Annotated in this window: 14 protein-coding genes and 1 other annotated feature; of the genes, 3 read left to right on the top strand and 11 right to left on the bottom strand. The window is 69.5% G+C overall.

What is annotated here, in order from left to right; genetic code table 11:
• Positions 1-8: 8 nt before the first annotated feature.
• A complete protein-coding gene (locus Y590_RS17400) occupies positions 9-554 on the bottom strand; it encodes a GNAT family N-acetyltransferase (RefSeq protein WP_144439995.1) in 546 nt (181 codons plus the stop codon).
• Between the two features lie 245 nt (positions 555-799).
• On the opposite strand from Y590_RS17400, the gene Y590_RS17405 reads away from it, so the two are divergent.
• Entirely contained in the window at positions 800-1,204 is a 405-nt protein-coding gene (locus Y590_RS17405; protein WP_060770948.1) for a hypothetical protein, read from the top strand.
• Between the two features lie 28 nt (positions 1,205-1,232).
• Here the strand turns inward: Y590_RS17405 and Y590_RS17410 are convergent, their stop codons facing one another.
• The 10 genes from Y590_RS17410 to lptF form a co-directional block, all read right to left on the bottom strand.
• On the bottom strand, positions 1,233-1,682 hold the full coding sequence (locus Y590_RS17410) for a hypothetical protein (RefSeq protein ID WP_060770949.1): 450 nt from the start codon (positions 1,680-1,682) through the stop codon (positions 1,233-1,235).
• A gap of 201 nt (positions 1,683-1,883) precedes the next feature.
• Positions 1,884-3,011: an alpha/beta fold hydrolase gene (locus Y590_RS17415; protein ID WP_060770950.1), complete on the bottom strand. Its 1,128-nt coding sequence runs from the start codon at positions 3,009-3,011 to the stop codon at positions 1,884-1,886.
• Positions 3,012-3,286: 275 nt separating this feature from the next.
• A complete protein-coding gene (locus Y590_RS17420) occupies positions 3,287-4,804 on the bottom strand; it encodes a SulP family inorganic anion transporter (RefSeq protein WP_060770951.1) in 1,518 nt (505 codons plus the stop codon).
• Positions 4,805-4,874: 70 nt separating this feature from the next.
• Positions 4,875-4,930: a sequence feature (sul1 is cis-regulatory element that is thought to sense ions involved in sulfur or methionine metabolism; They are found in Alphaproteobacteria), on the bottom strand.
• A 50-nt stretch (positions 4,931-4,980) separates the two neighbouring features.
• Positions 4,981-5,697: an LrgB family protein gene (locus Y590_RS17425; RefSeq protein ID WP_060770952.1), complete on the bottom strand. Its 717-nt coding sequence runs from the start codon at positions 5,695-5,697 to the stop codon at positions 4,981-4,983.
• Positions 5,694-6,080 (bottom strand): CidA/LrgA family protein, encoded by a 387-nt coding sequence (locus Y590_RS17430; RefSeq protein WP_060770953.1) that lies wholly within the window; start codon positions 6,078-6,080, stop codon positions 5,694-5,696. Before Y590_RS17430 ends, Y590_RS17425 begins: the two co-directional genes overlap by 4 nt.
• Positions 6,081-6,207: 127 nt before the next feature.
• The gene (locus Y590_RS17435; RefSeq protein ID WP_060770954.1) at positions 6,208-6,684 is read right to left on the bottom strand and encodes a tellurite resistance TerB family protein; all 477 of its coding nucleotides are present in this window, start codon (positions 6,682-6,684) and stop codon (positions 6,208-6,210) included.
• Positions 6,685-6,936: 252 nt separating this feature from the next.
• Complete coding sequence (locus Y590_RS17440; RefSeq protein WP_060770955.1) at positions 6,937-7,665, bottom strand: class I SAM-dependent methyltransferase; 729 nt, start codon at positions 7,663-7,665, stop codon at positions 6,937-6,939.
• A 27-nt stretch (positions 7,666-7,692) separates the two neighbouring features.
• The gene (locus Y590_RS17445; protein ID WP_060770956.1) at positions 7,693-10,323 is read right to left on the bottom strand and encodes an LPS-assembly protein LptD; all 2,631 of its coding nucleotides are present in this window, start codon (positions 10,321-10,323) and stop codon (positions 7,693-7,695) included.
• 48 nt (positions 10,324-10,371) lie between these two features.
• The gene (gene lptG, locus Y590_RS17450; protein ID WP_060770957.1) at positions 10,372-11,460 is read right to left on the bottom strand and encodes an LPS export ABC transporter permease LptG; all 1,089 of its coding nucleotides are present in this window, start codon (positions 11,458-11,460) and stop codon (positions 10,372-10,374) included.
• A 10-nt stretch (positions 11,461-11,470) separates the two neighbouring features.
• A complete protein-coding gene (lptF, locus tag Y590_RS17455) occupies positions 11,471-12,640 on the bottom strand; it encodes an LPS export ABC transporter permease LptF (RefSeq protein ID WP_060770958.1) in 1,170 nt (389 codons plus the stop codon).
• A gap of 599 nt (positions 12,641-13,239) precedes the next feature.
• Between lptF and Y590_RS17460 the strand changes: the two genes are divergently transcribed.
• A complete protein-coding gene (locus Y590_RS17460) occupies positions 13,240-14,733 on the top strand; it encodes a leucyl aminopeptidase (RefSeq protein ID WP_060770959.1) in 1,494 nt (497 codons plus the stop codon).
• Positions 14,730-15,530: a hypothetical protein gene (locus tag Y590_RS17465; RefSeq protein WP_060770960.1), complete on the top strand. Its 801-nt coding sequence runs from the start codon at positions 14,730-14,732 to the stop codon at positions 15,528-15,530. The genes Y590_RS17460 and Y590_RS17465 overlap by 4 nt, the downstream gene beginning before the upstream one ends.
• The last annotated feature ends 12 nt before the right edge of the window (positions 15,531-15,542 follow it).

The raw sequence follows: 15,542 nt of genomic DNA on the forward strand, positions 1-15,542 counted from the left end.
CTTCTGGTTTAGCTGCGCACTGCAGCAAACAACTTGCAGGCCCTTGGCTCTGACGAGATGTTGGGGTGCGTGGCGAAGCGGCGAACGGCTCCCTCGAACTGCATCCCGGCCTGGGTCATAACCAGGGCCGATGCCTCGTTCGCCTCGTCGCAGTAGCCCCAGACGCGCCAGATTGCGGTTTGATCGAGCAACCAACCTGTCACGCTGGTTATAATTTCGCTGCTGTAGCCATTGCCCCAATGCCTTCGAGCGAGCCCGAAGCCGAGCGATACACCATGGTCTCCATCAGACAGGTTGAGCAAGCCTATGGGGTTATCGTGTGCCCGTAGGACGATGGCAAGAAGATAGGCGGACCCGCTCGCTGCAAGATCCTCGCCGTATCGGATCATCGCCTCCGTCTCGGCCAGCGTGTGATGTCGCCGCCAGGGCAGATAGCGAGCCACGTCGGCATCGCTCGTGTAGGTCGCGAAGAGCGGCTCTGCATCTTCAAGCCTGAGGGCACGCAACCCAAGGCGATCAGTTTTAAGTCCGACGGGAGGTGCGAACGGCAGCATCACCAAAGCCTACATCAAGCCCCGAGACGCGACTACGTATATCCACCTCCCACACCGAGCCGAGGTCGTTGGAAGGCTGACAAACGGCAGCTTTGGAGAAGCGCCGACAGCGGCCTGGGTGGCCGGGTTGGGTCGGAGGCGGAACGTCCGTTTCAAGGCGAAGGGTCAGGGTCCGCTCGCCACCCTTTACGGACTTACCCTGTGGCACCAGAATGGCTCACCAGCACACAAACACGAAGGGTTTGATGCCAACCCTTCAGATACACGACCTGTTGCCATCAAAGGATGTCGTCGTTGATCCCCGCGCCGTACTCGCGGTGCTTGGCGAACGAGCGATCCGCGCTTCGTGGGAGGTTGCTGGGGTCGCTCGCTACAATGAAGCCGTCATGATCGCCGGGGGTGAAGCTGCGGATCGTCTCGAAGCATCGTCCGGCTCGCGGAGCCGAGTATCAGGTGCCCTGCTAAGCGAACTCGTTCATCAAACCACACAGGTCATCTGGGGCGAGTTCGCCGCCTACGAGGAGGGCGAAGAAGCGCCCTGGGTGACGGTCCGAGCGATCGATAGTTCGTGGTGCGAGGTCGAGACCGACGACGAGGAGGGTCTGGATCATGTGCGCAGGACATTCACGGACGTGTGGGTGGCCGCCTGAAGGTCGGAATTTCACCCGTAGTAGGCCCTCATACTTCCTCGGTGATCGTTCCAGATCGAGAGCCTATCGTGATCGGTTTCGGGCCGCGCCGATCGAACAGCGACCACTCGGGGTCGCCCTCAGCCGTCATGAATGAAACGACGTGGAGATCACCGGAGAGGGACAACATGACCTCAGGCAGGCGACCGAACGTCGTCAGGTCGATGACCTCTCGACCGACGAGACGATCGAAGCTCGGCTGCCACAGCGCGTCGTCGCTCCAACTGCCGCATGCGATCGAACGAGCGTCCTCGATCCGCCAACTCCACTCGATCATCAGGCCGATCTCGCCCTCTGGCTGACCGGGGGAGCCAACGCGGCGTGTCGTTGATGTCAGCGCGCCAAGCTCAACGAACAGCGCCGAGCCATGCCCACGCCAGACGTGTGCCACGGCCAACCCACAAGCTGCCGTGCGGAAGTGCTCGATCAAGTCGTTCATAGGGGGATCATGACCAACTCCACAGGGTCCGCCCCCCTATGCGAACCTCCCAGCAAGCGCGGTGACATATTACCCCTTGTGGGCGGACGCCCGATCTTCAGAAGGCTCCGATCGGCCCCCGTGTGACCCTCGACGAGAACAAATCCCGGCGCCCGGCGATCCGGGGCGCTGCGGGGCCGGATCGGGCCCCTGGGGTCGCACCTATCCGCGCTTCATCAGATCGTCGATCGCGCGCTCCACCTTCAGCCGCGCGCCGTAATGGATCATGTGGCCGAGGCCGGGCAGGAGCCGCAGCGTGCTTCCGGGGATCGTCGTGTGCAGCCGCACCGAGTGCTCGCCGGCCTTGACGATCGCGTCCGCATCCCCCGCCAGGATCGACACCGGCAGCGTCAGGCCGGGGTAGCGGCGCTGGAGCCCCGTGACGGCGGAATTCATCGAGGCGGCATCCTCCGAGACGGCCCGCAACTGCGTCGCCGCCGCCGCGATCTCGATCGGGAAGCGCGCCGTGAAGCGGGCCGGCACGGGTTGAGGCCAGAACACCTGCCGGAACGATTGCCCGGTGAGCGACGCGCTCACCTTCGCCGGCACCATGGCCCGCACCGCGTCGCCGAAGCCCGGCACGGCGAGCGGTGCGATCAGGGCCGCGTCGGTGCGATGCCCCGGAAAATAGGAGCCCGACAAGAGCACGAGCCCGCGCATCGGGCGCCGCCCGTCGGCGGCGAGCGCGAGGGCGACGATCGTGCCCCAGGAATGCCCGACCACGAGGGGACGCTCGACGGAAAGCTGTTCCAGCACCCGGTGCAGCAGCACGGCCTGCCCTTGAGCGGTCCAGATGCGGTGGCGGGGGCGGGCCGTGTAGCCGAAGCCGGGCCGGTCGATCGCGATGACCCGGTAGCGCGCCGCCAGCCGGTCGATCAGGCCGCAGATCGCGAAATCCTCGGCCATGGTGCCGTTGCCGTGGACGAGCACCACCGGCCTTCCGCGGCCGCGGACGATGACGTGCACGGGCAGGCCATCGACCGTCACGAACTGGCCGGGCGGCTTGCGGGCGACCTTGGCCCCTTGCTCGGCCCCTTGCTTGGCCCCTTGCGCGGTGAAGGCGGCCGCGACCGCCTTCTCGGTGTCCCGGACCGTCCGCTTCACCGATCGGACCGTGGCCTTGCGCGTCTCCCGGATCGCCTTCTCGGTCGAGCGGGTCACGGCCTTGGTGGCGGCCTTGGTGACAGATTTGGCGGCGCTCTCGAGGGAGCGCGTCATTTGCCGCGTCGTGCGGGTGAGGCTGCGGCTCGCGCGGCGCCGGCTCTGACGGGAGGGGTCGAAGGGAAACACGGCGCCTCGCAGGGCAACGGGCCGGCTCGGCCTCAGGGTTGGCCATCCTTAAGTGTTTCTCGCAAAACGCCCGCCGCGCTGTCATCGCCAGAACGAGAACGCTCAGAGACCGGGAGTTTTGCGAGGCACTCCAAGCATCGTCCGGGCGACACCGCACCGCGACGCTCCGGAGGGTCGCGCGCCGACACTACCGAGTTTTTACCGCAGCGCACAACCAGGACTGGAACGGGAACGCGCCGACCGGCCCTCGCGATCCCTCGACCGCGCCGTGCCCCTCAATGCGCCGGCAGCGAGGCGTCCGCCTTGTCGTGCTGGCCGAAGCGCTCGACCAGGGTGGCGCTGGCCTCGTTGAGGCCCACGACCTCGACGGCCCTGCCGGCGGCGCGGGCCTTCATCACCACGCGGTCGAGGGCGCCCACCGCCGAGATGTCCCAGAAATGCGCCGCGTGCACGTCGATGACGAGCCGCTCCACCGGCTCGCGGACGTCGATACCCTCGGCGAAGGTGCCGGCGGAGGCGAAGAACACCTGGCCCGCCACCCGGTAGGTGCGGGTGCGCCCGTCCGGCGACAGCTCGGCGGTGATCCGGCTCATCCGCGCGACCTTGTCCGCGAAGAACACGCCCGAGAGCAGAACGCCAACGAGCACGCCGATGGCCAGGTCGCGGGTGGCGACCACCACGGCGACGGTGGCGAGCATCACCAGGGAGGAGGGCAGCGGGTTGGTGCGAAGCTGTCGCAGCGAGCGCCAGGAGAAGGTGTTGAGCGAGACCATGATCATCACCGCCGTCAGTGCCGCGACGGGGACGATGGCCAGGAGATCCTGCAACAGGACCAGCAGCGCGAGGAGGAAGCTGCCGGCCACCAGGGTCGAGAGCCGGCCGCGGGCGCCGGACGACACGTTGATGACCGATTGCCCGATCATGGCGCAGCCGCCCATGCCGCCGAACACGGCCGAACTCATGTTGGCGAGCCCCTGGCCCATGCATTCCCGGTTCTTGGAGCTGCCGGTATCGGTCATGTCGTCGACGATCTGCGCCGTGAGCAGGCTCTCCAACAGGCCGACCGCGGCGAGCGTGGCGGAATAGGGCAGGATGATGCGCAGGGTCTCGAAGGTCAGCGGCACCTGCGGCAGGGCAAAGCTCGGCAGGGCCGTCGGCAGTTCGCCGAGATGGGCGACGGTGCGCACGTCGAGCCCGAGATACGCGGTCAGCGCGGTCAGCACGGCGATGGCGACGAGCGGCGAGGGCACCGCGCGGGTGATCCTGGGGAAGCCGTAGATGATGGCGAGCCCCAGCGCGATCAGGCCGTAGGTGGCCGGTGTCACCCCGGTGAGTTCGGGAAGCTGCGCCAGGAAGATCAGGATCGCCAGCGCGTTGACGAAGCCGGTCATCACCGAGCGCGAGACGAAGCGCATCAGCCGCCCGAGCCGGGCGAGCCCGGCGAGGATCTGGAACACCCCCATCAGGATGGTGGCGGCGAAGAGATACTGCACACCGTGGTCGCGCACGAGATCGACCATCACCACCGCGGTCGCGGCGGTCGCGGCCGAGATCATGGCCGGGCGCCCGCCGGCAAAGGCGATGACGCAGGCGATCACGACGGAGGCGTAGAGCCCGACCTTCGGATCGACCCCGGCGATCACCGAAAAGCCGATCGCCTCCGGGATCAGGGCCAGCGCGACGACGATGCCGGAGAGGATGTCGGCCCAAGGGTTGGCAAACCAGTTGGCAAACCAGTTGGCGAACCAAGTCGAGCCGAACCGCCCGCGGGCGGTTGAAACAGTCGATGACATTGCAAAAGATTCCGCAGAGGGACGCCAGGCTCCGCCGGCTGGGCGGGCGTGAGGAACAGCGTCGCGAATGCGTGGTCCGGCGGATCGGCGGCCGGAAGAGCCACCCGGGCTTGCACCGGGTCCGAGCGATTGCGGTGGGGTTTACGGCGGGCCGCGCCGCAGCGCAATGCGGAGGTTCAGCGCAAGAAACTCACCGCCACAGGCACCAGAACCGCCGTCAGGAACGCGTTGAGCCCCATGGCGATGCCGGCGAAGGTGCCGGCGACCTCGCTGACCTGGAAGGCGCGGGCGGTGCCGAGCCCGTGGGCGGCGAGCCCCGCCGCGAAGCCGCGGGCGCGCATGTCCTCGACGCGCAGGGCCCGCATCAGCGGCGTGACGATCACCGCGCCGGCCATGCCGGTCAGCATCACCAGCACGGCGGCGAGCGTCGGGTCGCCGCCGAGCGCCTCGACGATGCCCATGGCCACGCCCGTGGTCACGGATTTCGGGGCCATGGCGAGGCGCACGTCGGAGGGGATGCCCGCGAGCTTGGCGAAGACGAGCGCGGAGGTCATCGCCGTGACGCAGCCGACGGCGAGTGCGGCGAGCATCGGCAGCAGCGCGCGCATCACCGTCGCCCGGCGCTCGTAGAGCGGCACGGCGAGCGCCACCGTGGCCGGGCCGAGGAGGAAGTGCACGAACTGCGCGCCCTCGAAATAGGCGCGGTAGGGCGTGCCGGTGAGCGTCAGCACGAGGCCGATCATCCAAATCGCGTGGATCACCGGGTTGGCGATCGGGTGGCGCCCGGCCGCCTGGAAGAAGCGGTCGGCCACCGCGTAGGCCAGCAGCGTCACGGTGAGCCACAGCAGCGGCGTGTGGCTGAGATAGACCCAGAGCGCGAACTCGCCGGTCATCGGCGGTCCATGAGCTTGGAGACCGCGACGAAGGTGAGCACGGTCGCCGCCAGCGTCAGGGTCACGGACAGGGTGAGCACCGCCGCGAGCGCGAACCCGTGGCTCGCCAGCACGTCGAGCTTGCCGACGATGCCGACGCCCGCCGGCACGAACAGGATCGAGAGATGCGCGAGCATCCCCTTGGCCGTGCCCTCCAGCCCGCCATCGACCAGCGGCGGCGGCAACCAGCGGGTCGAGGCCGGCTGCGTCCGGTCGCGCAGCACGAGGAAGCCGAGGAGCAGCGCCATGCCGATCACCGGGCCCGGCACCGGCAGGCCGGCGGCGCGCGCGGCGACCTCGCCGAGGAGCTGGGCGAGCAGGATCAGGGTGAGGCTGACGATCATCGAAGGATCCGGGATCCCACAGGGATCATCCCTTTGGCGGGGTCTCGGGGCGGCGCCCCGGCCTTCTCCCAGGGTTCCGCCCTGGGCCCGCGAAAGGGCCTGCCCTTTCGAAACCCGTGACCGGCCGTCACGCGCCGGCGGGCTCGCGGGAGCCGCGGTCGCGGGCGGCCGCGATCGCCGGCTCGTCGAAGCCGAGCAGCTTGCCCAGGCGCCAGACCAGGGCCTCCTCGAACTCGTGCACCTCGCCGTCGGCGCCCGCCACCGACCATGCCATGGCAAGCAGCCGTCCCCGCTCTTCCGGACTGCTGCCGTCGCTGCCGATCAGCTCGACGAGGCTCGTCATGTCGCGGGTCTGCGCCTCGAAGGTGGCGGCGCGCTCGATCAGGCTCTCGGCTTCCGCGTCGCTGGCCGCGTAGCGGCGGCGCACGAGCCGCACCAGCCGCTCGGATTCCGCCGGGTCGAGCACGCCGTCGGCGCGGGCGACGTGGACGAGGAGCGCGGTCGCCGCGAGATGCTCCTCGCTGCCGTCGGGCACCGTCTCGGCCGGGGCCGGCAGGCCGAAGGCCGAGGAGGCGTAGGAGAGGAGCCGCTGAAGGAGGGCCATGTCCGTTCCCGTCCGATTTTGCGCGCCACCGTCGGGGGCGCGCCGGGCGGGGTCAAGCGCGGAGCGCGCCGAAGCCCGCCCCATCACAGGATTTGCGGCCTCGCCGTGGCGCGGCTGCACAGGCGAAGCGTCCACGTATGGGAGGGCCAGCGAGCGCATCGCGCCCGTCGCCCTTCGTCGCGCTCCCGGTGCCCTTGCGGGCAATCCGTGGGACGAGGCCGCGGGCCGCCTCAACCCGACGGCGTTTCACCCTCACCGACTCGGCGCCGGGTAGCGCGTGCCGTCGACGATGGCGTCGAGGGGGATGCGGGTCCAGTCGAAGCCCGCCGGCTCGGCGCGCTTGCGGCACAGGATCTCGCTGTGGCCGTACATCTCGGTGATCGGCGCGAAGCGCAGGCCCGGCCGCGCCCGGTCGGTGAAGTAGCCGGCGATCGGGCTGCTCATGCCCTTGTCGATCAGCTCGAAGCCGAGGGCGTCGTTGAACAGGGCGCGCAGGCCCATGTCCGAGAACTGGAAGAAATTCCACGGCCGCTCGTGCGAGCGAAACGAGAAGTGCGTCTCGACGAAGACGTGGCCGCCGACCTTCAGGAGCTTGGCGATCTCGACCGCCGCCACCCACGGCGCGGCGAGATGCTCGAACACCGCCGAGGAGAAGATCAGGTCAAAGCGCTCGTCTTCCCCGAAATAGTGGGAAAGCCGGTGGGCGTCGCCGACCACATCGACGTTCTCGCCCGCGTAGAGGTCGAAGCCGACATACTGTGCCCGGGCGAAGCGATGGCGGAAGTTGGCGCCGGTGACATTGCGCGAGCCCACCTCCAGCACGCGCAGGCCCGGCTTGTCGAAGCGCTCCGACAGGGTGTCGATCCAGGCGCCGTGCGCCAGGTCCTTCGGCGGGGCGATACAGTCCCGGCGGAACCTGAACGGGAGCGTCGCCAGGGCGCCGTAGGCGCGGATCAGCGAGCCGGCCGCCACCTTCAGCATCGTTGTATCCCGGCGCCGACGACCATCTCAGCGCACCGAGGCGATGCCGTCGGCGGTGGTCGAGCTGCTGACGTTCTGGCGCAGATCCGCCTCGCCCAGCGTCTTCAATTCCAGGCGCAGCAGCACGGTCTGGTTGCGCTCGCGCACGCCGATCGCCGTGGCGATGGGCGAGACGATGTAGTTCAGCGAGACCGTGGTGCACTCGTCCTGATAGCCGCCGCCGAGGCTCAGGCCGGAGAGGTAGGTCAGGCCCGGGCTGCTGTAGACCGGGGCGAGGCCGACCGGGTTGGCGAGATAGGCGGTGTAGAGGTCGGCGAAGGTGTCGCGGGTGTCGAGGTAGCGGGTGAAGTCGACGAGCGCCGAGCCGGTGACGAACCAGTTCGGGGTGATGCGGTAGGTGGCCGAGGCCGTCACGCCCTCGCGGCGATGGGCGAAGCCGAGCGCCGGCTGCGCCTCGTAGTACGAGTAGAACAGCGAGGTCTCGAGCGGCAGGAACGGCGAGAACCGCGCGGTCACGCCGGTCTCGAACCGGTTCACGGCGAAATCGCGCTGGTCGAAACGGGCGCGGCTGATGAAGCTGATGTTCTGGTTGGGCGAGAGCTGGAAGCGGCCGACGAAATCCGAGCGGCGGTTCTCGAGGCCGGAATCGAGGCCGACATTGGCCAGATCCCCGCGGCGGAACGAGTTCACGCCGGCGATCTGGATCGACTCGCCGAACATCAGGTTGGCGTACCAGCCCGACGGGGTCACGACGGAATACTGCGCGCCGAGATTGGCCCGCACGCCGCCCTCGACCCGGTCGTAGCCGGAGAACTTGTCCCACTCGAACAGGGAGGTGTCGTCGAAGACGAGGCTCTGCGCGTCCTCGTTGGGCAGCCGGCCGATCCGGGTCTCGGAGGGCCGGGCGATCACCTGGCCGATCGGCTCCAGGGTGTGGACGCCGAGCGCGCCGAAATCGGCGACGAAGGGATAGCGGTAGTCGAGGCCGATCGCCGGCATGACGCGGCCGGAGAATCCGTCATCGACGGTGGTGATGTTGTTCACCAGCGCGTTCTGGAAGCCCGAGCGGCTCGGGTTCACGAAGAAGGCGTCGGTGCGCAGATAGGTGAAGGGCGTGAAGACCTGGCCGAAATCGTCGATGAAGCTGCGGCGCCAGGAGACCTGGGCCGAGAGCCGCGTGTCGACGCCGCCGAGGCCCCGCACGATGCAGCGGTCGCGCACGAAGGTGGTGCAGGTCTCGTAGAGCGGATAGCTGATCCCGTTGACGCTCGGGGCGAACAGGTAGCTGCCGGTGCGCGGGATGCCCTGGAAGTCGGTCGCCTCGCGGCTCAGGCTCGTGACGTTGGCCTCGAATCGCACCTCGCCGCCGAGCTTGCCCGGCCCGTCGATGCGCTTGTCGTAGTCGATCACCGGCAGGACGACGGGCTGCTCCTTCTGCCAGTCGAAGCTCGACAGGGCCTTGAAGTAGTAGCCGCGCGCCTCGAACCACGAGCGGTCGCCCTGGCCGATCAGGTAGGCGCTCGACACCGCTTCGCGGAAATAGTCGGTGGTGATGCTCTGGTTGCGGATGCGGTAATTGTCGAGGAACCACTTGTCGGTCACGCCGACGAGATCCCAGCCCGTGCGCCAGTGCTCGTTGATGAAGAAGCGCCCGCGCGACTCGACCGAACCGCGGAACTCGCGGTCGGCGGCCCCCAGCGGCCCCGGCAGGAAGGCCGAGGGCGTCGATTGGAAGATGCCCGACAGGCGCAGATTGTAGCTGCCGTTGTCGAGGCGCTGGCGGAACTCGGCCTGGCCCAGCACGCCCTGGCGCGAGACGAAGGCCGGCGTGATCGTCAGGTCGTAGCTCGGATCGAGGTTGATGAAATACGGGGTCGCGACACCGCTGCCGAGCGGGGTCGAGGTGATGAAGCGCGGCGTCAGGAAGCCGCTCTTGCGCTTCACCGTCGGGTCGGCGGACTCGAAATAGGGCAGGTAGGCGACCGGGATCCCACCGATTTCGAGGCTCGAATCCTCGTAACTGATCGTGTGGGTCTCATTGTTGTGGATGATCTTGGCCGCCTTGATCTGCCAGAGCGGCGGCGTCTCTGGATGGTCCTTGCACGGCTCGCAGGCGGTGTAGGTCGCGTAGTCGAAGCTCGATTGCTCGCCCGCGATTCGCTCCGCCCGCGGGGCGGAGATGCGGGTGCGCACCGTCTCGCCCTTCATCACGACGGTCTGCTGGATGCGCAGGGCCTCGACGAAGCCGTTCTTGAAGTCGTCGGTCAGCTCCATCCGCTCGCCGGTGACCAGCGCCCCGGTCTCGTCGGTGAGGCGGACATTGCCCTCGGCGAAGACGCGGCTCGTGCCGCGGTCGTAGCGCACCCGGTCGGCCTGGAGCGTGCGCGCGCCGTAATGCAGCTCGGCATTGCCGCGCGCGGTCACGGTGTTGCGGTCGTTGTCGTAGATCAGCTCGTCGGCCTCGACGAGCAGGCGCTGGCCCTTCTCGCCTCCCTTGGCGCCGGCGAGCTTCTCCAGTCCGGCCTGGGCATGGGCGCGCGGCGCGGCGAGCCCGTAGGCTGCCGTCAGCAGTGCGGCCATGGAGACCGTGATCGCGATGTCGGCGACCTTACGCAACGCGTCCCTCGAACCCTGTGCAGCCCCCTGCACGCCGATCACGATAGTCCCTTGCACGCCCGAACCCGTCCCGACCCGGACAACCGCACATCAGCCGTCCTCCTGGTAGAGAAGCGTGAGCGTACCGAGCAAGCTTCCTACCACGGCCGGGAACCAGGCCGCCACTGTCGGCGCGACCATCCCCGACGCGCCGAGGCCCTCCATGACCTGCCGCGCGACGTAGAGCACGAAGCCCGCGCTCACCCCGCCCAGCACCAGTTTTCCGACACCACCAAAGCGGAAGAACCTTAAGGAAACCGTTGCCGCCACAAGGACCATCGCGAGGTAGAGCAGGGGCGTTGCCAGCAGCACATCGTACTGGAGCCGGTAGCGCGTGGCATCCAGCCCGGCCCGCTCGTGGCGTGCGATGGTCTCCGGAAGTTGCCAGAAGGGCACAGATTCCGGAGGGGTGAAGCGCTGGCGGATCTGGCTCGGATCGAGTGTCGAGGCGACGAGGTAGACCTCGTGGCTCTCGGGCGGTTCATCGCGTGTGAGAACGCGCACATCGCGCAATTCCCACCAGCCGTCGTGCAGGGTCGCCCGCGCCGCCTCGATCTGCGCGGCGAAGGCGCCGGCCTCGTCGAACTGGAAGACGGTGACGCCGGCCAGCGTGGTCGTGCCCTCGACCGCCGTCTCGGCGCGGATGATCGCCTGTCCGTCGATGCTGCGCTGGCGCAGCCACAGGTCCTTGCCGGTGCCGGCCTTGGTGGATTTGGCGAAGATCTTCGCCTCGATCTCGCTGGAGCGCTGCTTGAGCGCGGCGGAGAGGGGATTGTAGGCGCCGATCGCCAGCGCGCCGATCGCCAGCGCGACGAAGGCGCCGGGCTGGAGGAACTGCCAGGCCGAGATGCCGGCGGCCCGCGCCACCACGAGTTCGAGCTTGCGCGAGAGCTGGAGCAGGGCGGCCATGGAGCCGAACAGCACCGCGAAGGGCAGCACGCTCTCGGCCACGGCGGGCGTGCGGTAGAGCGCGAGCTGCGCCATCAGCCCCGGCGAGGCGCCCTCCGCGTCGCCCGCTCGCCGCAGCAGCTCGACGAAGTCGAGGGTGTAGACCAGGGCGAAGACGGTGAGGAACACGCCGAGGATGGTGCGCACGAAGCGCCACGCGAAGTAGCGGCCGAGGGTCGCTCCGATCAGCATGCCGGTTCCCTCAGGCCCGACCGGCGAGCGGGCGCCGCCGCAGGCTGCCGGCGAGCCTTCGGCCGAGCCGGCCGAGGCGCTCGTTCATCGCGCGGGTGCGGGCGCCGCCGAAGATCAGCAGGCAGGAGAGGGCGATCGCCCCGAGCGGCGCGGCGTAGATCGCCACCACCGCGCCGGGGCTGCGCACGGCCGCACTGCTGGCGGCAAAGCCCGCGATGCGCAGTGCGATCACGCCCACGACCGCGCCGGCCACGGCCAAGCCCCGGCCCTGGCGGGTGGTGCGCGGATCGCCCAGAGCAGCGAACGCGATGAAGGCCAGCGCCAGCGGGTAGAGCCAAGCCGAGAGCCGGTCGTGGAGTTCGGCCCGGAAGCGGCCCTTCTGCAGGCGGTAATAGCCCTCGCCCGTATCGGGGAAGAGCAGGGCCAGGGTCGAGCGCTCGCGCGGCTTGTAGACCGTCTCGGAATCCGGCGGCGTGAAGGCGGCGAGATCGACGGCGTAGCGCTCGTAGCTCACGATCGAGGAATCGCGGCTGTCCTTCTGCTGGCGGTGGATGCTGCCCTTCTCCAGCACGAGGTAGGTCTGCCCGTCGACCTCGGTGACGCGCCCCCGCTCGGCGAGGTAGACCACCGCCTTGCCGGGCTCGCGCTTGTCCTGGATGAACAGGCCCTGGAGCGAGCCGTCGGCGCCGCGCTCGCGGAAATGGAAGGTGATGCCGTTGTCGAGCGCCGTGAACTGGCCCTCCTTGACGACGTTGGCGACGAAATCCCCCCGCACCCGGGTCAGCACGTCGCGCAGTTCCTGGAAGGAGGAGGGCATCACCTGGATCGTCAGGAAGGCGACGACGATGCTGATCGCGAAGGCCAGCGTCGCGAAGGGCCGCAGCAACTGGCGCGGCGGCATGCCGGCCGCCGACATCACGATGAGTTCTGAATCGCCGTTGAGCTTGTTCAGCGCGTAGACGCAGGCGATGAACAGGGCGACCGGGGCGATCACCGTGATCAGCGTCGGCAGCGACAGGGCGGTGATGAACAGGAAGACGAGGAGCGTCTGCCCCTTGGCCGTGACGAGGTCGAGTTCGCGCAGGGCCTGCGTCACCCAGATCGTGCCGGTCAGGCCGATCAGGCAGGTGAGGAAGGCCCCGAGCGCGATCCTGAATATGTAGCGCTCGATCTGCGTCATCTGCGCCTTCTGACCCTCGAACCCCTTCCTCGCCACCGGTCACGGCGCCGCGCATTCTCGCCGGTCGCGGCGTCCAGGCCAAGCTGTCCCGAATGCCGCGTCTGCGGGCGCTGAGAGGCGCGTGGCTCCAAGGGTCTCGGGGCGCCCGGATTGAGGCCGTTTCGCGGCGCCGCCAGCGGGGCTCACGGGCCGCGCGCGACCAGGCGTTTCCGGGCCGGCTGCCACGGGATGCAGCCTCGACCGATCAGGCCGGGGACGTACCGCGCCGAACGACCGGCCGAACGCGCCGGATACGCTGGGCAACATCCCGATCCTGACCGGCTTGCGGCCCCAGGGCCATCCCTCGAAACCGCAAGCCCGGCCGCGCGACGCTGACGAGCGCCGCGCGGAGCGGAGCCCAAGGAACCGAGACCGTCCGCGCAGGCGGGCGCCGGCGACGGAGGCCCACGAGACGTCAGGATCAATCGCCTTCGCGCGATTGCCCCGGCTGCGGCCCGTCCCCGCGTTGCGTTCTGCGTTTCAGCGGGTACACAGGTTCGCCGGTTTTCGCGGGGGACGCGGAGGAGCCGGCGGAAGACGGGTTGAGAGCGAAGAGCATCATGGCCGGTGGGATCGAAATCGCCTTTGAGCCGCTGTCGTCGCGCGGTCGCGGGGGCGACCTCGTGGTGTTCGTGGGCGACGATCTCGCCCTGTCCGGTGCCGCCTCCGAGGCGCTCGGCCAGCCCGGCGTCGAGCTGGTCGCCCGCGCCGCCGCGAGCGAGCGCTTCAAGGGCAAGGCGCAGAGCGCGCTGGTCCTCCCGGCCCCGGCGGGCGTGGAGGCCGACCGGCTCGTGGTGATCGGGCTGGGATCGGAGAAGGACCGGGCCAAGATCGACTGGACCGTGCTGGGCGGCTTCACCGCCGGCAAGGTCGGTGCACGCAGCGCCCGCGTCGTGATCGACGGGACCGGTTTCGCCGCCGGCGCCCGCGATGTCGCCGACTTCACCCTCGGCGCGCGCCTGCGCAGCTACCGCTTCGACCGGTACAAGACCAAGAAGAAGGACGAGGACGAGGGGGGTGCCGCGCTGACCCTGCTGGTCGCCGACCCGTCCGGGGCGCAAGCCGCCGCGCGCAGCGCCGAGGCGGTCGCCGAGGGCGTGATCCTCGCCCGCAACCTCGTCAACGAGCCGCCGAATGTCCTCTACCCCGAGGAATATGCCCGCCGCGTCTCCGAGTTGACGAGCCTCGGCGTCGAGGTCGAGATCCTCGACGTGGCGCGGATGAAGGAGATCGGCATGGGCGCCCTGCTCGCCGTGGCCCAGGGCTCGGCCCGCGAGCCGCGCGTGGCGATCATGCGCTGGAACGGGGCGGACGACGCCGCAGAGCCGCCGCTGGCCCTGATCGGCAAGGGCGTGGTGTTCGATTCCGGCGGCGTCTCGATCAAGTCGGCCGGCGGCATGGAGGACATGAAGGGCGACATGGGCGGCTCGGCCGCGGTCGTCGGCACCCTGCACGCGCTGGCCTCGCGCAAGGCCAAGGCCAACGTGATCGGCGCCATCGGCATCGTCGAGAACATGCCCGACGGCGCGGCCTACCGCCCCTCCGACATCGTCACCTCGCTCTCAGGGCAAACCATCGAGGTCATCAACACCGACGCGGAAGGCCGCCTCGTGCTCGCCGACGTGCTCTGGCACGTCCAGGCGACCTACAAGCCCAAGGCGATGATCGATCTGGCCACGCTCACCGGCGCGATCATCGTCGCGCTCGGCCAGGACATCGCCGGCCTGTTCTCCAACGACGACGCGCTCTCAAGCCAGATCACCGCGGCCGGCGAGGCGGCGGGCGAGAAGGTGTGGCGGATGCCGCTGATCCCGGCCTTCGACAAGGCGATCGACTCGAAGTTCGCCGACATGAAGAACACCGGCGGGCGCCACGGCGGCGCGGCCACGGCGGCCGCCTTCCTCAAGCGCTACGTCAACGACGTGCCGTGGGCCCATCTCGACATCGCGGGCGTCGGCATGTCCGCCACCCCCTCCGAGATCAACCGGAGCTGGGGCGCGGGCTGGGGCGTGCGCCTGCTCGACCGGCTCGTGCGCGAACACTACGAGCGGTGAGCCGCACCGGAGCGCTCTCCGCCGGCCCGGAGGTCGGCTCGGCGCAGGCGCGTGCATCGCGCTCGGAACGGGGCCGCCTGGCGATCGCCGCAGCGCCGCTGCTGGCAGCGCTGACCGCCCTGTTCGCCGTCTTCCTCACCGGCTTCGATCAACGCAGCGCGATGCCGCCGGACGTGGCGACCCGGTTCTACGGCTTCTTCCTCGATCGCTACCCGCTCTTCGCCTTCGCGCTGGTCTACGGACTCACCCGCATCCTGACCGTCATGCTGGCGCCGGGCTCCGCTTCGCTGGTCCGGCGGGTCGTCGGCGGGCTCATCGGCCTCGCGCTGCTGCTGGGGGTGAGCCTGCACCCGACCTTCGGCGGCCTCGTGCTGCGGGCCGGCTTCGGCACCGGCAGCGGCGCCTTCCTCAACGGCACGCCGATGCTGATCGCCTATGCAATGGGGGCAGGGGCCGCCGCGGGCCTGTTCGGGCTGGCCATGGGGCTCGGCGCGCGTCTGGCCGGCCGGCCGGGTCCGAAGCCCAACGGAAGCCGCTGGCGCAGGGCCGGGCGGGCGCTGCTGGGATGGGTCGCGGGCTTCCTGGCCCTGTGGTTCGCCGCCGCCGTGATCGGGCTCGCCCGCGATGCCGGGTTCGGCCCGTGGCCGCGCCGCCCGCTCGATGCCCGTGACCTCGTCGCCGCCGCCCTGGTGCTGACGCTCGCTGCCCTGCCGCACGGGCTGCTCGTGGCCGCCCGCCTGCGGCCGCAGCGGACGACTCGGGCGGCCCCTCAAGCCGCGCGGGTGGGCGTGGCTTGATCGAACGCGCCG

It is taken from the genome of Methylobacterium sp. AMS5 (genome assembly GCF_001542815.1).
GTDB lineage: Bacteria > Pseudomonadota > Alphaproteobacteria > Rhizobiales > Beijerinckiaceae > Methylobacterium.

Bases quoted from the DNA above. Each gene is read 5' to 3' on its own strand.
- Y590_RS17425 (WP_060770952.1), bottom strand. From the start codon at position 5,697: ATGACCGGCGAGTTCGCGCTCTGGGTCTATCTCAGCCACACGCCGCTG.
- Y590_RS17435 (WP_060770954.1), bottom strand. From the start codon at position 6,684: ATGGCCCTCCTTCAGCGGCTCCTCTCCTACGCCTCCTCGGCCTTCGGC.
- Y590_RS17420 (WP_060770951.1), bottom strand. From the start codon at position 4,804: ATGTCATCGACTGTTTCAACCGCCCGCGGGCGGTTCGGCTCGACTTGG.
- Y590_RS17430 (WP_060770953.1), bottom strand. From the start codon at position 6,080: ATGATCGTCAGCCTCACCCTGATCCTGCTCGCCCAGCTCCTCGGCGAG.
- Y590_RS17400 (WP_144439995.1), bottom strand. From the start codon at position 554: ATGCTGCCGTTCGCACCTCCCGTCGGACTTAAAACTGATCGCCTTGGG.
- Y590_RS17405 (WP_060770948.1), top strand. From the start codon at position 800: ATGCCAACCCTTCAGATACACGACCTGTTGCCATCAAAGGATGTCGTC.
- lptG (WP_060770957.1), bottom strand. From the start codon at position 11,460: ATGCTGATCGGAGCGACCCTCGGCCGCTACTTCGCGTGGCGCTTCGTG.
- Y590_RS17440 (WP_060770955.1), bottom strand. From the start codon at position 7,665: ATGCTGAAGGTGGCGGCCGGCTCGCTGATCCGCGCCTACGGCGCCCTG.
- Y590_RS17410 (WP_060770949.1), bottom strand. From the start codon at position 1,682: ATGAACGACTTGATCGAGCACTTCCGCACGGCAGCTTGTGGGTTGGCC.
- lptF (WP_060770958.1), bottom strand. From the start codon at position 12,640: ATGACGCAGATCGAGCGCTACATATTCAGGATCGCGCTCGGGGCCTTC.
- Y590_RS17460 (WP_060770959.1), top strand. From the start codon at position 13,240: ATGGCCGGTGGGATCGAAATCGCCTTTGAGCCGCTGTCGTCGCGCGGT.